Annotated in this window: 12 protein-coding genes; 10 read left to right on the forward strand and 2 right to left on the reverse strand. The window is 32.9% G+C overall.

From position 1 onward, the window contains the following. Window positions 1–240 precede the first annotated feature (240 nt). Window positions 241–2772, reverse strand: a complete 2532-nt coding sequence (locus J418_RS16950) for a DNRLRE domain-containing protein (protein WP_017895344.1) — start codon at window positions 2770–2772, stop codon at window positions 241–243. Window positions 2773–3014: 242 nt separating this feature from the next. On the opposite strand from J418_RS16950, the gene J418_RS0108235 reads away from it, so the two are divergent. From J418_RS0108235 to J418_RS0108245, 3 genes are read left to right on the forward strand one after another with little or no spacing between them, the layout of a single operon-like run. After that, window positions 3015–5372 carry a U32 family peptidase gene (locus tag J418_RS0108235; RefSeq protein ID WP_017895345.1) on the forward strand — a complete coding sequence of 786 codons (2358 nt, stop codon included), beginning with the start codon at window positions 3015–3017 and terminating at the stop codon, window positions 5370–5372. 45 nt (window positions 5373–5417) lie between these two features. Continuing rightward, complete coding sequence (locus tag J418_RS0108240; RefSeq protein WP_017895346.1) at window positions 5418–7775, forward strand: endonuclease MutS2; 2358 nt, start codon at window positions 5418–5420, stop codon at window positions 7773–7775. Between the two features lie 11 nt (window positions 7776–7786). Then, window positions 7787–8221 (forward strand): 2-thiouracil desulfurase family protein, encoded by a 435-nt coding sequence (locus J418_RS0108245; protein WP_017752868.1) that lies wholly within the window; start codon window positions 7787–7789, stop codon window positions 8219–8221. Window positions 8222–8284: 63 nt separating this feature from the next. On the opposite strand, the gene J418_RS0108250 is transcribed toward J418_RS0108245, so the two are convergent. After that, on the reverse strand, window positions 8285–9745 hold the full coding sequence (locus J418_RS0108250) for an aminotransferase class I/II-fold pyridoxal phosphate-dependent enzyme (RefSeq protein WP_017752867.1): 1461 nt from the start codon (window positions 9743–9745) through the stop codon (window positions 8285–8287). 232 nt (window positions 9746–9977) lie between these two features. Between J418_RS0108250 and J418_RS0108255 the strand changes: the two genes are divergently transcribed. From J418_RS0108255 to J418_RS0108285, 7 genes are all read left to right on the forward strand, one after another. Then, a complete protein-coding gene (locus tag J418_RS0108255) occupies window positions 9978–11711 on the forward strand; it encodes a phospho-sugar mutase (protein WP_017752866.1) in 1734 nt (577 codons plus the stop codon). Between the two features lie 24 nt (window positions 11712–11735). Further along, the gene (locus tag J418_RS0108260) at window positions 11736–12809 is read left to right on the forward strand and encodes a tetratricopeptide repeat protein (RefSeq protein WP_017752865.1); all 1074 of its coding nucleotides are present in this window, start codon (window positions 11736–11738) and stop codon (window positions 12807–12809) included. A gap of 26 nt (window positions 12810–12835) precedes the next feature. Beyond that, complete coding sequence (gene galU / locus J418_RS0108265; protein ID WP_017752864.1) at window positions 12836–13765, forward strand: UTP--glucose-1-phosphate uridylyltransferase GalU; 930 nt, start codon at window positions 12836–12838, stop codon at window positions 13763–13765. 101 nt (window positions 13766–13866) lie between these two features. Continuing rightward, entirely contained in the window at window positions 13867–15723 is a 1857-nt protein-coding gene (locus J418_RS0108270; protein ID WP_017752863.1) for a polysaccharide biosynthesis protein, read from the forward strand. 154 nt (window positions 15724–15877) lie between these two features. Further along, the gene (locus tag J418_RS0108275; RefSeq protein WP_017895347.1) at window positions 15878–17197 is read left to right on the forward strand and encodes a nucleotide sugar dehydrogenase; all 1320 of its coding nucleotides are present in this window, start codon (window positions 15878–15880) and stop codon (window positions 17195–17197) included. A gap of 89 nt (window positions 17198–17286) precedes the next feature. Continuing rightward, window positions 17287–18393: a Gfo/Idh/MocA family protein gene (locus J418_RS0108280; protein ID WP_017895348.1), complete on the forward strand. Its 1107-nt coding sequence runs from the start codon at window positions 17287–17289 to the stop codon at window positions 18391–18393. 29 nt (window positions 18394–18422) lie between these two features. Next, window positions 18423–19175 (forward strand): acyltransferase, encoded by a 753-nt coding sequence (locus tag J418_RS0108285; RefSeq protein ID WP_017752860.1) that lies wholly within the window; start codon window positions 18423–18425, stop codon window positions 19173–19175. The last annotated feature ends 16 nt before the right edge of the window (window positions 19176–19191 follow it).

Consider the following 19191-nt stretch of genomic DNA (forward strand, 5'->3'; position numbering starts at 1 on the left):
ATAAAATTTTTGCCTGGGAAAAATTCTGATATATACACATTATCAGTTGGATAAGCATTATAAGTAGTCATTAAGTTACACCTCACTTTTAGAGTATTATTCTAGTGTAATAAATTTATAGTTTGCTCAATTTAATATATGTAATTCCATATTTTTAGTTCCATAATTATATAAATTCTGCACATAATATGCAGATTAAGATTAAAAGAGTCCTCTATGATTTAGAGGACTCTAAGGATATTAATCTAGTTTTGTAATTACTAGTTGAGCATTTACGTTAGGAGTATTTTCGAGAACTATAGTGTTTGTTGAAGTATTTCTTAAAGTTATTATATCTCCAGCATTAAGAGTTAATACAGCATTTCCAGAAGTCTTGCCAGCACCTAATAAAACAATAACTTGAGTTGATGGCTGAACAAATCCATTTACAGCAATTGCTAAAGAAGCAGTATTTGAATTAATTGTTGTAGATATAATATAGTTTATTTCATATATTCCAGTTTGGGTAATACTAATTTCGGCAGTACCTGTTGTGTGTGCAATACCATTCAGATAACCATTATTACTAAACAGGATATCACCATTGACAATAGCCATACTATCTTGAAGATTATAAATATATCCATAAGCATTCAGACCATTTGCAGGTCCAGTAGCACCATCAGCACCAGCAGGGCCTTGAGGACCTTGAGGACCCTGGAGACCAGTAGGACCTTGAATCCCTTGAGGGCCGGTAGGGCCAACGGAACCTTGAGGACCATCAACACCGGCAGGACCTTGAACGCCTTGAGGACCCTGAGGACCTTGAGCACCGGCAAGACCTTGAGCACCAGCAGGACCAGTAGGACCGGCAGGACCTTGAATACCGTCAACACCATTAGTACCAGCAGGACCTTGAACACCTTGAGGACCAATAGGACCTTGGGCACCTTGAGGGCCGGCAGGGCCATTAATACCTTGAGGGCCAGCAGCACCAGCAGGACCTTGAGCACCGTCAGGACCAATAGGACCTTGAATTCCTTGAGAACCAGTAGGACCAATGGGGCCTTGAGGACCATTTGCACCAGCAGGACCCTGAGGACCATTTGCACCAGTAGCACCGTTCAAACCGTCAGCTCCAGCAAGACCTTGAGGACCAGTAGCACCGGTAGCACCATTCAAACCATTTAAACCATTAGCACCATTTAGACCATTTAAGCCGTTAGCACCAGCAGGACCTTGAGGACCGGTAGCACCGTTTAAGCCGTCAGCACCTTGAGGACCTTGTGGACCAGCAGGACCTTGAGAACCAGTAGGGCCAACAGGACCCTGAGGACCTTGAGGACCAGTAGCACCGTTTAAGCCGTCAGCACCTTGAGGACCTTGGGGACCATCAGGGCCTTGAGGACCGTTAGGGCCAGCAGGACCTTGAGAACCAGTAGGGCCAACAGGACCCTGAGGACCTTGAGGACCGGTAGCACCGTTTAAGCCGTCAGCACCTTGAGGACCTTGTGGACCAGCAGGACCTTGAGAACCAGTAGGGCCAACAGGACCCTGAGGACCTTGAGGACCAGTAGCACCGTTTAAGCCGTCAGCACCTTGAGGACCTTGGGGACCATCAGGGCCTTGAGGACCGTTAGGGCCAGCAGGACCTTGAGAACCAGTAGGGCCAACAGGACCCTGAGGACCGGCAGGACCAGTAACACCATTTAAGCCGTCAGCACCTTGAGGACCTTGGGGACCAGCAGGGCCAGGACATCCTTGAGGACCGTTAGGGCCAGCAGGACCTTGAGAACCAGTAGGGCCAACAGGACCCTGAGGACCGGCAGGACCAGTAACACCATTTAAGCCGTCAGCACCTTGAGGACCTTGGGGACCAGCAGGGCCAGGACATCCTTGAGGACCGTTAGGGCCAGCAGGACCTTGAGAACCAGTAGGGCCAACAGGACCCTGAGGACCGGCAGGACCAGTAACACCATTTAAGCCGTCAGCACCTTGAGGACCTTGGGGACCAGCAGGACCTTGAGAACCAGTAGGGCCAACAGGACCCTGAGGACCGGCAGGACCAGTAGCACCGTTTAAGCCGTCAGCACCTTGAGGACCTTGAGGACCGTTAGGGCCAGCAGGACCTTGAGAACCAGTAGAGCCAGCAGGACCCTGAGGACCGGCAGGACCAGTAACACCATTTAAGCCGTCAGCACCAGCAGGACCCTGAGGACCAGTTGGGCCAGTAGGGCATACTGGGCATGGTTTTTCACATTTATAGTCTATGGATAAATAAGGACTATTAGCACCTCTACTGCTATCATATCCAATTATAGTATAAGGAGTATCCTCTATTCCGACTAATGTTAAACCATTATTTGCAATGGTATTATTGTACCAGTCTCTAACTAAATTTGTAATATCAAATTTTACATAATGACCTATATCCTTATTAGATATTTTAATTTTATATGGAGTAATTGAAATATTAGGTGCATTATTCCATGTAACTGTGTTTTGACTAAAATTAACCAGGTTATTATAAACTGTTACAGTTTGAGATGGATAGCTGCAATGATCTTTATCTTTTCTGTTAACATATATATATAATAGTGCTTTGGTTATTTTACATTTAGAAGGTATTGAACCAGGAATATCAAACTTTAAAAGACTTCTATAGGAATCCGGGCAGTTCTTATATCTTGTGTATTCGCCTGTATATAAAACTGAAGATGAAACAAAGTTCTTATTTGGGAAAAACTCGGATATATAGACATCATCAGTAGGATAAGCTCTGTGAATAGTCATATAATACATACCTCACTTTCGAGTATTATTCTGTTGTAATAAAACAAGTTTTAATTTGCTTCAATTATAATATATTGTAGGACAGTAGGTTTGGTTACATATTAGAGTGCTTAAATTAAAGTATTTAAATTAAAGTGCTTAAACTTTTAAATGTTATTTTTATTGTGCAATAATTAAAATATGTGATACTATGATTCATATGCAAAAATTAAAAAATAAAATTGATACTTGGAGATGAATATATGAAAAAAATTGAGTTATTAGCTCCTGCTGGAGATATGCACAGCTTATATGCAGCAGTTCAATCTGGAGCTGATGCAATTTATCTAGGTGGAAATAAATTTTCTGCTAGGGCTTACGCAAATAATTTTAATAATGAGAATCTTGAAGTTGCAGTTAAATACTGTCATATTTATGATGTTAAAATATACATAACTATAAACACGCTTATGAAGGAAAATGAATTGAAAGAGGCAGTTAGATATACAAAGTTTTTACATAGTATAGGTGTAGATGGTCTTATAATACAGGATATAGGATTTGCAATTAATATAAAGAAAATTCTACCTGATTTTGAATTACATGCTTCAACTCAGATGACAGTTCATAATCTTGAAGGTGCACTGTTTTTAAAAGAAATTGGATTTAAAAGAATAGTATTATCTAGAGAACTTTCGTTAAAAGAGATACAATATATATCAAGAAATCTTGGAGTTGAAACTGAGATATTTATACATGGAGCTCTTTGTATTTGTTATTCAGGTCAATGTCTTATGAGCAGTACGATTGGTGGAAGAAGTGGGAATAGGGGAAGATGTGCACAACCTTGCAGACTTCCATATAGTGTAGTAAATTTACAAAATGGAGTCAACAGAAAAGGATATATTTTAAGTCCTAAAGACATGTGTATTATTGAAAATATAGAAGATATAATAAATACTGGTGCAGCTTCTCTAAAAATTGAGGGAAGAATGAAAAGACCAGAATATGTAGCTGGAGTTGTAAGTGAATACAGAGCTGTAATAGATGAATATATAGATTCCAAAAGTAAAAATAATAACATTAATATAAGTGAACGCAAAAAGAGATTATTACAACTATTTAATAGGGAAGGATTTTCTAAGGCATATTTATTTAAAAATACAGGAAAAGATATGATGTCTTATTCGTTTCCAAAGAATACAGGAGTTGAAATTGGAAAGATTGAAAAAGATATGACTATTCTTTTAAATGAGTGTATATCTAAAGGTGATGGAGTTAGGAATAACAAAAATGGATTCACTGTTTCTAAAATAATTGAAAATAACAGAGAATTGGATCATGCTGAGAAAGCTAAAAGAGTAAAACTTATGCCAATAAGATATAAACCAGGTGATATAATATATAAGACATCGGATTTAAATCAACTTAAGAGATTGGAAAATATTTATAGAAAACCTTACAAAAGGAAAATACACTTAAATCTAAAAGTAAAATTCAAAGTAGGAACAGAATTTTTACTTGAAACCAAATATAAGAATCATGTATTTACTTTTGCTGGTGAAATTGTTGAAAGTGCAGTTAAAAGACCTGTTACCAAAGATAGAATAAGTGAAAATCTATTAAAAACAGGGGATACCCCTTTCAAATTTTCAAATATGGAATTTATAGATTATGAAGAAGGATTTTTACCTATATCTGAAATAAATATTGCCAGAAGAGAGCTTATAAATAAAATTGAAAAGTACGTGCTTGGGAAAAATATGCCTGTAGTTAATGATAAATATAAATTTGATATAACTGATATTGAAACTGAAGTTGATTTACCAGGAAATATAATATTTGTAACCACAAATGATCAGCTTAGAGCAGCTTTAGAATTAAACTTCAATTCCATATGTGTAGACCCTTTTCAACGAAAGAACTCAATTGAATTGAATAATATTGAAGGTAATATAGATATATATATTAAAGCTCCTAATATAATAAAGGAGGAATTCGATTATATATGCAATTTTATAGAAAAAAATTCTAATAGAATTAAAGGTATAATTACCTCAAATCTAGGTATATTGAACAGATTTAAAAATAAAATAAATTTAATTGGAGATTATAAACTTAATATATTTAATAGTGCTTCTTTGAAGTTTTACAATGGATTTACAAATGGAAATTGTTTGAGTGTAGAGTTAAGTAGAGGTGAAATTAGAAATGTATTAAATAATACCAAATATAGTGCTCAAATATTGATGTATGGGAAAATTGAACTTATGGTAAGCGAATATTGTGCTATAGGAAGTACTTTTGGAGGCAAGACTGCTTCAAAAAACTGCAATAGTTCCTGTGAACATGGTGAATATTGTATTATAGATAGAAAAAATATAAAATTCCCGATTAAAACAGATAAGTTCTGCAGAAGTCATATATATAATAGTGTTTCTTTAAATTTAATATCTGATATGAAAGAAGTTAGGAATATGGGCATAAAAAGTTTTAGACTGGATTTTTTAGATGAAAGTTATGAACAAACCAAAAACATATTAAAAGCTTTTATTTCAGAAAAGTGGAGTGGAGATTTTTCTGAATTTACGAGAGGCAGTTATAAAAGAGGAGTAGAGTAAATTTAATATATTTTTAGTGAAATATGAAAGGATGAATAATTTTACATGAACGAAAAGTCTTTAGAAATATTGGAATTTAACAAGATAAAGAAAAGAATAGAAGAATATACCAACACTGTTGCAGCTAAAGATATAATAGAGGATCTAAAACCTTATGATAATATTTATGCAGTAAGACAGCACTTGGAAGAAACTAGAGAAGCGTTTAAATTACTGGTGATCAAGGGCGAGGTTCCTTTTGATGGAGTTTATGATGTGAGAACTGGGATAACTATGGCAAAAAAAGGTTCGGTACTTATGCCCATTCAGATACTGAGAATAGGTGCAGTGCTAAGGTCTGCAAGAAGATTTAAAAAATATATAAGTCATAAAGATGATGAAGAATCGTTTCCTGTAATAGAAGACATATGTTCAGGAATTACGGAATTGAATAAGTTGGAAGATAAAATATTTTTATCCATAGAAAGTGAAGAACAAGTATCGGATAGGGCAAGTTCTACTTTGTATAAAATTAGAAGAAGTTTAAGAGATAAAAATTCTTCTGTAAGAGATAAAGTGAATTCTCTTATGAGAAATTATTCCCAGTATTTGCAGGACAGTATATATACCATGAGAGGGGATAGATATGTACTTCCAGTAAAATCAGAGCATAAATCCATGGTTCCTGGATTAGTACATGATCAAAGTGCAAGTGGATCTACTCTGTATATAGAACCTATGGGGCTTGTAAATCTCAATAATGAAATAAAGGAATTAAAATTAAGTGAAAAAGCTGAAATAGAAAGAATACTGGCAGAGTTGTCACTAGAGATATATGATGATATATCTGCAATTGAGATAGATGCCAACATATTGTGGGAACTGGATTTTATATTTGCAAAAGCTAAATTTGCAAATGATTTAAATTGTACAATTCCTTCAGTAAATGAAGATGGAATTGTAGATATAATACAGGCAAAACATCCTCTTATAGATAGAAAAGTAGTTGTCCCAATGGATATATACATGGGAAAGAAATTTAAGTCTCTTGTTATAACAGGTCCTAATACAGGAGGAAAAACAGTAACGTTAAAAACCATAGGGCTTTTGCATATTATGGCTTTAAGTGGGCTTATGATACCCGCAAGGGAAAATTCCACAGTAGGATTTTTTAATGAAGTATTTGCTGATATTGGTGATGAACAAAGTATTGAACAAAATTTGTCTACTTTTTCTTCTCATATGACAAATATAGTTAATATTATAGATAAGGCGGATGAAAAGTCTTTAGTACTATTTGATGAACTTGGTGCAGGAACTGATCCAACTGAAGGAGCTGCACTTGCAGTTGCAATACTTGAAAATTTGAAGAAAAGAGGTTCAAGTATAGTTGCAACTACCCACTATAGTGAATTAAAAGTATATGCACTTAAAACTGAAGGAGTTGAAAATGCATCTGTAGAATTTGATGTTGAGACATTAAGACCTACATATAGACTTATAATAGGAATACCCGGAAAATCCAATGCCTTTGAAATATCAAAACGACTTGGACTCCCAAATTTTATAATAGAAGATGCCAGGGAAAATATAACTAGTGAAACTTTAAAATTTGAGGATTTAATTCAAAATCTTCAGGATAGAAATTTAAAAGCTGAGGCATATAAAAGAGAAGCTGAGAATCTAAAGGCTGATACTTTAAAAATTAAAGATAAGTATGACAGTAAATTGAAAAAACTTCAGAATACTAGAGACAAGATATATATGGAGGCACAGAGAGAGGCAAAAAATATAATAAAAGAAGCAAAAGATGAATCGGATAAAATAGTACGTGAAATGCATGAGATGGAGAGACTTGGATATACTTCTGAAGCTAGAAAAAATCTGGAAATGCACAGAAAAAAAATTAACCAAAAATTAGATGAGACCGAAAGTAAGCTATATATAAATAAAAGTGATGATGGCGAAAAACTTGAAAATGTAAAAGAAGGAGAAGAAGTATTTCTACCTTCACTCAATCAAAATGTAATAGTTCTTACAACACCTGATAATAGAGATGAGGTTCAAGTTCAGGCAGGTATAATGAAGGTAAGTGCAAAATTAAAAGATTTAAGAGCTCCAAAGGGAATTTCAAAACAGCAGAAAAAGAAAAAAAGAGAAGCTAAATTGAATTTCAAATCAGTATCAAGTTCTGTAGATCTAAGGGGTATGGACTCTATAGAAGCATCTTATACTACTGATAAATATTTAGATGATGCCTATATGGGTGGATTAAAAGAAGTAGTCATAATTCATGGAAAAGGGACTGGTGTGCTTAGAAATTCTATAAATGAAATGTTAAAGCATCATTCTCATGTTAAAACCTACAGATTAGGTGAATATGGTGAAGGTGGAACGGGAGTTACTGTAGTTGCACTTAAATAGGAGGTTTATATATGATTATAGTAAGTGCATGTCTTTGTGGAATAAATACAAGATATGATGGAAAGTCCAGTTTGGATTATAAAGTTTTGGAACTTCTAAAATCCGGAAAAGCAATACCCGTATGTCCTGAGCAGCTTGGTGGTTTGACTACACCACGACTTCCATGTGAAATAAATGGGGGAACTGGAAAAGATGTATTAATTGGAAAAGCTAGAATAGTTGATAAAGAGGGAAATAACTTAACCGAGCAGTTTGTAAAAGGAGCTAATGAAGTAATAAATATATGTAAAGTATGTTCTATAAAAACCGCCATATTAAAATCCAAGAGCCCATCCTGTGGATATGGAAAAATATATGATGGAAGTTTTTCTGGAAATGCTATAAATGGAAATGGAGTATTTGCACAACTGCTTATAGAAAATAACATAGAGGTTATTGAAGTATAAAATTCAGAATAGCTCCAATTTTATTGTGAGCTATTCTGAATTTGTTGAATCAAGAATATTTTATTACTTTACCACTTTAATGTATTCGACTTCAGGATCTTCCGTTCCTTGAACATAGAGGCCTGCTTCTTTAAGTTGTTTAACATAGTCAACTATATCCTTTGTTATTTCTTCTCCAGGACAGAGTACTGGAATTCCAGGAGGATAAGCCATTAAAAATTCTCCACTAATCATACCAACACTATTTTTTAAAGAAACAGCTTCTTTTTTTGCATTAAAAGCATCTCTTGGAATTTTAATTTGTCTTGGAATATCAGGAACATCAAGAAAATCTGACTTTTTAGTATTATTTCCAAAATACTCCCTACTGATTTCTTTAAGGGCATTTATCAGAGCATCCATATTTTCCCTTGTATCTCCAAAGGATCCTACAGCTAGAACATTATATATATCTGAAAGTTCCATTTGAATATGATATTTATTTGATAAAATCATATCTAAATCGTATCCGGTTATTCCCAAATCCCTACAAGTAATAGTTATCTTTGTGGGATCTAATGAATATACACCGCTGTTACCTAGAAGTTCCTCTCCAAAACAATAAAGACCAGAAATTTTGTTTATTTCACATCTGACATAATTCGCTAGATCTATAGCTTTATCCAATAGTTCTTTACCATTGATGGCAATCTGCCTTCTAGCACAATCCAGGGAAGCCATTAGTATGTAAGAAGGTGAAGTAGTTTGTAGTAATGATAAAACCTGCTGTACTCTATGAACGTCAACTCTTTCAGAATTAACATGCAGCAATGAGGCTTGAGTAAGTGCACCTATTATTTTATGAGTACTTTGGCAGCACATATCACTTCCTGCATCCATAGAGGAAAGGGGAAGTTTTTTGTTGAAACTCAGGTGTGGTCCATGGGCTTCATCTACTATTAATGGAATATCATAACTATGAACAATAGTTGCTATTTTTTTTATATCTGCAGCTACACCATAGTATGTTGGATTTATAATTAAAACTGCTTTTGCATCACTATTTTCTTCTAGTGATTTAGCAACGGTTTCAGGAGTTACGCCATGGGCAATTCCCACCCGTTTATCAAGTTTAGGCTGCATATATACGGGAATAGCACCACTTAATATAATTCCTGCTGTTACCGATTTGTGAACATTTCTAGGAATTATAATTTTATCACCTGAATTTACTACAGACATAATCATTGCCTGTATTGCTCCTGATGTTCCATGTATTGAAAAAAAAGCAGCGTCTGATCCATATGCATCAGCTGCTAATTCCTGAGCCCTTTTTATAGGACCTGTAGGATGATGCAGACTGTCAACTGATTTGAAAACTGTCACATCTATTTTAAAAGGATTTTCACCTATAAAGGCCTTGAATTCTGCATCTGCTCCAACACCTTTTTTGTGACCCGGTACATGAAATGGTATAGTTTCTCGTTTTACGTATTCCATTAATGCATCAAATAGCGGAGTTTCATTTTGATCTAATTTGTACATCTAGATATGCACCTTCTTTCATAAAAAAACATCCCTTAACTCTTGAATTTAAAGGGTTTTCTTATATTTAATAAAAACTAATATTATTATATGTTAATTATTTTATAAATTCAACAATATAAATAAATTTTAAAGCGGGCAAAAGTGATTTTAATAAGTATTTATAGTATAATTGTAAATGTTAAATATTGATATATAGATTATTTTTATAACTAATGGGAGGTATTAATTAATGTATAGAGAAAAATATGAACAGTGGTTGAACTCAGAATTTATTGATGAAGATACAAAAAAAGAATTACGAAATATTAAAGATGAGCAGGAAATAGAAGATAGATTCTATAAAGATCTTGAGTTTGGCACTGGTGGCCTTAGGGGAGTAATGGCAGCAGGAACAAATAGAATGAATATATATACTATAGGAAAAACTACACAGGGTTTATCTGATTACTTATTAAACAAATATAAAAATGCAGATATATCCGTATCTATAGGATATGATTCAAGAATTATGTCAAAGGAATTTGCTGAAAGGGCGGCACTTAATTTATGTGCAAATGGAATTAAAGTAAATTTATTTGAATCTTTAAGGCCTACTCCTATGTTGTCTTATGCAGTTAGATATTTTAAAAGTAAAGCGGGAATAGTAATAACTGCATCTCACAATCCAAAGCAGTATAATGGATATAAGGTTTATGGAGAAGATGGTGGACAGGTGACCGATACTTTAGCCAAAGAAATATTATATAGTATAGAAAATGTAGATGATATTTCTAAAATTAAAAATATGAGCAGATCTGGTGCAGAAAATAAAAAACTGTTGAATATAGTTGGAGAAGAAGTAGACAGATCATATTTAGAAAAAGTAAAAGGACTTGGAATAAGAAAAGAATTAGTTAAATCAAAAGCAAAAGAATTGAATATAATATATACACCAATTCATGGCAGTGGAAATGTTCCAGTAAGAAGAGCACTTAGTGAATTAGGCTATGAGAACGTATTTGTAGTAAAAGAGCAGGAAAAGCCAGATGGGAATTTTCCAACTGCACCATATCCTAATCCAGAGGATCCAAAAGTATTTGAAATAGCTCTTGATATGGCTAAAAAGATAAAGCCGGATATAATATTTGGAACCGATCCAGACTGTGACAGAATTGGAGTTATAGTAAAAAACTCTAATGGAGAATATAAAATCTTAACTGGAAATCAGACTGGAATCCTCTTGACAAATTACATTTTATCATCTTTAAAAGAATTCAATTCAATACCTGAAAATGGAGCTATAGTTAAGACAATTGTAACTACAGAAGCTGCTTCAAAAATAGCAGAAGATTATGGGGTCGAAATAATAGATGTACTTACAGGTTTTAAATATATAGGAGAAAAAATAAAGGAATTTAAAAAGAGTGGAGACAAGAATTTTATATTTGGATTTGAAGAGAGCTATGGGTATCTCGCAGGTGATTTTGTAAGAGATAAGGATGCAGTAATTGCATCTACACTTATATGTGAAATGTCCTTATACTATAAATCCAAGGGTATGAGTTTATATGATGCACTTATAGCATTGTATGACAAATATGGATACTACAGGGAAAAACTTGTATCAGTAGAACTTAAAGGAAAAGAAGGTCATGAAAAAATCGAAAAAATAATGCAGTATCTTAGACATTCAATGAAGAATATTGTTGGCAGTGTAAAAATAGTCAAGAAGATGGATTATAAACTAAGTGTGGAGAAAGATCTTGTAAGTATAAAAGAAATTCCTATTAATTTGCCTAAATCAAATGTTCTCAAGTTTATACTGGAGGATAAATCCTGCTTTGTAGTAAGACCTTCTGGAACAGAACCCAAGATAAAAATATATCTCTCTGTAATAGGAAATACTTTGGATGATTCCAAGAATAGAATTGAAAATTTTCAAAAGAAGATTGATAATATATTTGATGATGCACGTGAAAGTTAAAATATAAAGATATAGGTGAGATTTATGAATATAGAAGCACATTTTAAAGATAAACTATCAAGTATAATGTTTTTAGAGATAAACAGGGAAACTTTGCAAAAAGTATTCAAAGTCGATTTGAATGAAAACATATATATACCATTAAAAGCTAAAAACATAGTAGATACTGTTAAAGCTGAAAAAAATATGGATAAAATACCTGTAGCATTTTTTATAGAAGGTATGTTTTATGTACTCGGGGCAGATAGTAAATTTAAATTCAATGACTGCTATAAGAGTATATTAAAAAATACTAAGGATTCAGTACCATTAATAAAGGCTGAAATAGCAGACAGAGTAAAAAATAAAAATTATGAAGATGCGTATATACTTTTAAAAGGATTGCTCTGTGTGGAAAAAACTGAGGAAGTATATGATAAAACTATATTTATAATAGATAGACTTAGAATCATGAACAACGATTATAGAGATGAAGAATTGGAAATATTGGAGGGAGCTGAGGGCATTGATAACTATGCTCTCCCATATTTCTATCATGCAATAATTGAAAAAGAGAGAGAAGATTATGAAAAGGCTCTTTTCTATATTAATAACTATATATCAAAAGGTGGAGAGCAAACTCTAGAAGTTACAGATTTTAAAGAGTCAGTTAAATCAGTAGTAGATTTTGATAGAGCCAAGGAGATTTTGAATGAAAACCCTAAAGAAGCATTGAAAAAGCTTATTCCATTAATGGACACTTTTGGAGATCACGCTTCACTTTACTATTACATAGCTGTAGGTTATAGACTGCTTCAAAACTATGAAAAGGCAATATATTATTTAAATGAAGCCCTCAGCATAGACAGCAGTATAGTTGAGATAGTAAATGAAATGGGAATAAATTATGCATCTATTGGAGATTACCAAACTGCTTTAGCATATTTGAGAAAAGCTTTTGAAGCTACTAGATCTGTGGAGATATGTACCAATATAATAATGTGTTATTTGAATCTTGGAGACGTGGATAATGCAAAACTTAACTATGATATTGCAAAAAAGCTTGATCCAAATGATGAAATAGTTTTACAGATTAAAGATTATTTGGAAAAAGATTAACAAATTATTTGAAAGGAGATTTTATTTTGAAAGTTAAAAAAGCTATAATACCAGCTGCAGGACTGGGAACCAGATTCCTGCCGGCAACTAAAGCCCAGCCCAAGGAAATGCTTCCAATAGTTGACAAACCTACAATACAATACATTATAGAAGAGGCTGTATCTTCTGGAATAGAGCAGATACTTATAATTACAGGAAGAAATAAAAGAGCCATAGAAGATCATTTTGACAAATCTGTTGAATTAGAAAAAGAGTTGGAAATGCATAATAAAACTCAACTTTTGGATTTGGTCAAAAAGATATCTAATATGGCGGATATATATTATATAAGGCAAAAAGAACCAAAGGGACTTGGCCATGCAATAAGTTGTGCTGAAACATTTGTAGGAAATGAACCATTCGCAGTAATGCTAGGTGATGATGTAGTAGATAGCAAAGAACCATGCCTTAAACAACTCATAAATTGTTATGACGAATATAAGACTTCAATAATAGGTGTTCAGGAAGTACCAAAAGATCAGGCATACAAATATGGAATAGTCAAGGGAATGTATATAGAGGATAGGGTATATAAAGTAAAAGGATTGGTAGAAAAACCTAAAGTAGAAGATGCTCCTTCTAATATAGCCATATTAGGCAGATATATAATAACACCATCCATATTTAAAATACTTAAAGATACTGTGCCGGGAAAGGGAGGAGAAATACAGCTTACAGATGCTCTTAGAACTCTAGCTAACAAAGAAGCTATGTATGCATATAATTTTAGAGGCAGAAGATATGATGTAGGTGATAAATTGGGCTTCTTACAAGCTACTGTAGAGTATGCTTTAAAGAGAGATGAATTGAAAAGACCTTTTATGGAATATTTGTTAAATTTAAAAGATACAGAGTTGTTTAAAAATGTACATAAAGAAATTTTAGACAAAACTGATAAAAATAAGTTTACAATTTGATAAATAAAAATATATTGAATAATTTTAGCTATGATGTAAAATAGAAAAGAGAGTTTTAATTTAGGATTGTTTTTGTAAAAATAACTTTAGGAAGTGTTGATATGCAGAAAGACAAAAAGCTTATTATATATGACATAGCTTTAATAATAGTTTCATTGTATTTTGCGTTCCTCTTAAGATTTGATTTCAGTATACCACCAGAATATATGGAATTTTTAAAGTTGTCGTTAATCCCAGTAATAGGAATAACTCTTATATTTAATAGGTTTTTTAAATTATATAGCAGTATATGGAAGTATGCATCTATAGAAGAATTAATGTCTATTATTTATTCAGTTTCACTGTCAAATGCTGTATTTGTAGTCTATAGTTATATAGTAAGTTTTAGGTTCCTTGAAAACAGATATTATAGATTTCCATATACCGTACATATAATATTTTGGATATTGTCTGTAGTAACTTTAGGTGGAACAAGATTTTTACTTAGAATGTTTGAGCAGAGTGCTGGAGAAAAAGGAGTAAAGAAAAAATGTAAAAGGCTGCTTATAATAGGAGCAGGAGATGCTTCTGCAATGTTGATAAAGGAAATAAAGGGACATAAAAATTTGAACTATGATATAGTAGGACTTATTGATGATGATTCTTCCAAAAAGAAAAAATTTATAAGCGGCATAGAAGTTTTAGGAGGAAGAGCAGATATACCTGAAATATGCAAAAGGCATAGAATAGAAGATATAATAATTGCTATTCCATCAGTTGATATGCATTCCAAGCGGGAAATTATAAACATCTGTAAAAGTACTGCATGTAAATTAAAAACATTGCCGGGAATATATGAAATTGTAGATGGAAAAGTAAATATAAGTAAATTAAGGGATGTAAATATAGAGGATTTACTTGGCAGGGAAGAAGTTAAGTTAAATAACAGCAATATAAATAAATACATAAAAGATAAGATAATATTGGTAACTGGAGGTGGAGGATCAATTGGATCTGAATTGTGCAGACAAATAGCGAGGTTCTATCCTAAACAACTATTAATACTTGACATATATGAAAACAATGTATATGACGTTCAGATGGAACTTAATTATAATCATCCTGAAGTAAATAAAAAGGTTATTATAGCTTCTATAAGGGATGATGACAGACTTAATGAAATTTTTTCACATTATAAGCCGGATGTAGTATTTCATGCAGCTGCACATAAGCATGTTCCACTAATGGAAATGAATCCTGCTGAAGCTGTAAAAAATAATATAATAGGAACTTATAACGTACTTAAATGCTGTAATGATTACAATGTGAAGAAATTTGTTCAAATAAGTACTGATAAAGCTGTAAATCCAACCAATATTATGGGGGCTACTAAAAGATTTTGTGAAATGATGGTTCAGGCTTTTGATGCTGTAAGTAAAACTGAATATGTAGCTGTTAGATTTGGAAATGTACTTGGAAGTAATGGCTCTGTTATTCCACTTTTTAAGAAACAAATATCTCATGGAGGACCAGTTACTGTTACAGATCCTAAAATAAATAGATTCTTCATGACCATACCGGAAGCCGCACAACTTGTTATTCAGGCAGGTGCAATAGCCCATGGTGGGGAAATATTTGTACTTGATATGGGAAAACCTGTTAAGATAGTAGACCTGGCAAGAGATCTTATAACCCTATCTGGATATAGACCAGATGAAGATATAAAAATAGAATACACTGGATTAAGACCTGGAGAAAAATTATATGAAGAACTTCTTATGAATGAATTGGCACTTACATCAACAGAACATAAAAAGATATTTGTTGAAAAGCCAAATAAAATAGATATGAAATTCATAGAAGAATCTATACTTGAATTTAAAGAAGTTGTATATGAGGACAGGGAACATATATTTAAACTTATGGAAGAAAAAGTTCCAACTTATACGAGAAAAAATAATGAAAGAGAATCAGCTTAAATAACAGAGGATATAAAGTAATAAACCGGCTGAAAAATAAACTCCATAATATACAGTATGATATAATAGGAGAAGAAAAATTTTAATTGGAAAAGATTTATGATTTAATAAAATTTTATATATTTGTATACTTGAAAATTCAGGAGGAAAAACAATGTCACAATTAAAAAATGAATTGATATCAAAATTAAATGATAAGACTGCCAAGTTAGGTGTAGTAGGTTTAGGATATGTAGGACTTCCACTTGCAGTTGAAAAGGCAAAAGTAGGGTATAATGTTATAGGATTTGATGTTCAGGATAAAAAAGTAAAGATGGTAAATGAAGGACATAATTATATAGGGGACATAGTTGATTCAGATCTCTCTGCATTAGTTAAAAAGGGTAAACTGAAAGCTACTACTGACTTTAGCTTTGTAAAAGATGTAGATGCAGTTACAATATCTGTTCCTACACCACTTGATTTATACAAGCAGCCTGATTTATCATATGTAGTAAATTCTACTAAAAGCGTAGCTAAATATTTACATAAAGGAATGTTGGTAGTTTTAGAAAGTACTACATATCCTGGAACAACAGAAGAAGTGTTGAAGCCAATACTTGAAGAGAGCGGTTTAAAATGTGGAGATGACTTTTTCCTTGCTTTTTCACCTGAGAGAGTAGATCCAGGAAATAAAAAATACAAAACTAAAAATACTCCCAAAGTAGTAGGTGGTTGCACACCTGAATGTACAGAAGTAGCAGCAGCACTTTATAGAAGCGTATTAAAAAGTGATGTATTTACAGTATCCTCACCGGCAGTAGCTGAAATGGAAAAAATACTTGAAAATACATTTAGAAATATAAATATAGCACTTATAAATGAAATGGCTATATTGTGCAATAGAATGAAGATAGACATATGGGAAGTAATAGAAGCTGCAAAAACCAAACCTTATGGATTCATGCCATTTTATCCAGGACCAGGACTTGGTGGACATTGTATACCACTGGATCCATTTTACCTTTCATGGAAAGCTAAAGAATATGATTTTCATACCAAACTCATAGAAACTTCAGGAGATATAAATGATTCTATGCCTTCTTTTGTTGTAGACAATGCTATGAAATTATTAAATAAATATCAAAAAAAGGCCATGAATGGTGCAAAAGTATTGCTCCTTGGAGTAGCTTATAAAAATGATATAGATGATATGAGAGAATCGCCAGCACTTAAAGTTATAGAACATCTGGAGGCCAATGGAGCCGATATTATAATAAATGATCCATATATACCTAGTTTTAAACATAAAGACAAGGAATATAGAAGTGTCGATTGGAAAGAAGTAATAGATGATGTGGATATTGTAATAATAACTACAAATCACAGCTGCTACGATTATGAAAAAATTGCTGGGAGAGCAAAACTTATTTATGATACTAGAAATGCTACTAAAGATGTAAAGAATAATAGAGAAAAAATTCATAAACTATAAAAATTATATGAATAATATTATATTGATATAAGTCCTAATTTATAGGGCTTATATTACTGAATATAGTAATTTAAAAGAGAGGTGCCTTTATGAATAAATTAAAATTTGCTATTATTGGTTGTGGAAGAATTTCTTATAAACATGTGGAAGCTTTAATAAATAATAAGGTGGGAGCGGAGCTTGTATGTACATGTGATATAGTTCTGGATAAGGCCAAGGAAAAAGGCAAGGAATATTCAGATAAATTAAATGAAAATATACAAGTAAAAGTATACAGTGACTACAAGAAAATGCTTGAAAATGAGGATATAGACGTAGTTACAATTGCTACGGAAAGTGGATATCATCCTGAGATAGCTATGTACTGTATGAACAAGAAGAAAAATGTTATAGTGGAAAAGCCTATGGCATTATCAATAGATGATGCAAATAATATGATAAAGTGTGCAAAAGACAATAATGTAAAATTATGCATAAGTCATCAAAACAGATTTAATGTTCCAATTCAAAAGCTGAGAAAAGCCATTGATGAAAATAGATTTGGAAGACTTATAAACGGTACAGCAAGGATATTATGGAACAGAAATATGAATTACTATAAACAAGCTCCATGGAGAGGAACCTGGAAGTTAGATGGTGGTACGTTGATGAATCAATGTATACATGATATAGATTTACTTCAGTGGATGCTTGGTGGGGAAATAGATACAGTATATTCCCAAAGTGATACTTTTATGCGGGATATAGAAGCAGAAGATTTTGGTGCTGTAATAATAAGATTTAAAAATGGTGCTATAGGAATGATTGAGGGTAGTGCATGTGTATATCCTAAAAATCTTGAAGAAACTTTGAGCATATTTGGCCAAAATGGAGCAGTATGTATAGGAGGACTTGCAGTTAACAAGATAGAGACATGGAGATTCAATGATAATAAGGACAATGAAGAAGATATATTGAAGGCTCAGGAAGGCGATCCTGATACAGTATATGGATTTGGTCATACTCCACTGTTTAAAGATATGATAGATGCAATAAATGACAATAGAGAACCTCTTGTAAATGGTGAAGAAGGAAAGAAGGGAATGTCTATAATCCTGGCAGCCTATAAGTCGAGACTTACAGGACAGCCTGTTAAATTCCCATTTGATAATTTTTCTACTATGGATATGATAAATATAGATAAGATACATAAATAATTTGTTTTAGTCAAAAGGAGCAGAAGATTATGGATAAATGTTTTATATCTGAAACTGCGAATGTAGGTAAAAATGTAAGCTTTGGATGTTTTGTAGTTGTGGAAGATGGAGTTATTATAGGAGATAATTGTATTATTTCAAACAATGTAGTTATACATAAAGGAACAATAATAGGTGACAATGTCAGAATTGATGATAATGCAGTTATAGGTAAACAACCTATGAGAGCGGCAAATAGTATATTTAAAGATGATGAAGAGCCACTACAGCCATCTAAAATAGAAGATGGCTGCTTGATAGGTGCAGCTGCTATTGTGTATGCAGGTTCCTGCATAGGAAAAAATACGTTAGTTGCAGATATAGCTGTAGTTAGAGAAAATGTAACTATAGGTGAAAAGACCATAATTGGTAAAGGTGCCACAGTTGAAAATTACTGCGGCATAGGATCAAATTGTAAAATTCAGACAAATGCATACATAACAGCTTATTCAAAAATTGAAGATTATGTTTTTATAGCACCATGTGTTGTTACGTCAAATGATAATTATGCAGCCAGATCTAAAGAAAGATTTAAACATTTTAAGGGCGTAACAGTAAAAAGGGGGGGAAGAATAGGAGCAGGAGCTGTTATATTGCCAGGGAAAACAATAGATATTGACGGCTTTGCAGCAGCGGGAAGTGTAGTTACAAAAAATATAGAAAGTGAAAGTATAGTTGCAGGTAATCCAGCTAAATCTTTAAGAAAAGTGCCAGAAGATCAACTTCTTAAAAATCAACAATAAATGAAAAGGTGGAACT

Source organism: Clostridium tyrobutyricum DSM 2637 = ATCC 25755 = JCM 11008 (assembly GCF_000359585.1).
Taxonomy (GTDB): Bacteria; Bacillota; Clostridia; order Clostridiales; family Clostridiaceae; genus Clostridium_B; species Clostridium_B tyrobutyricum.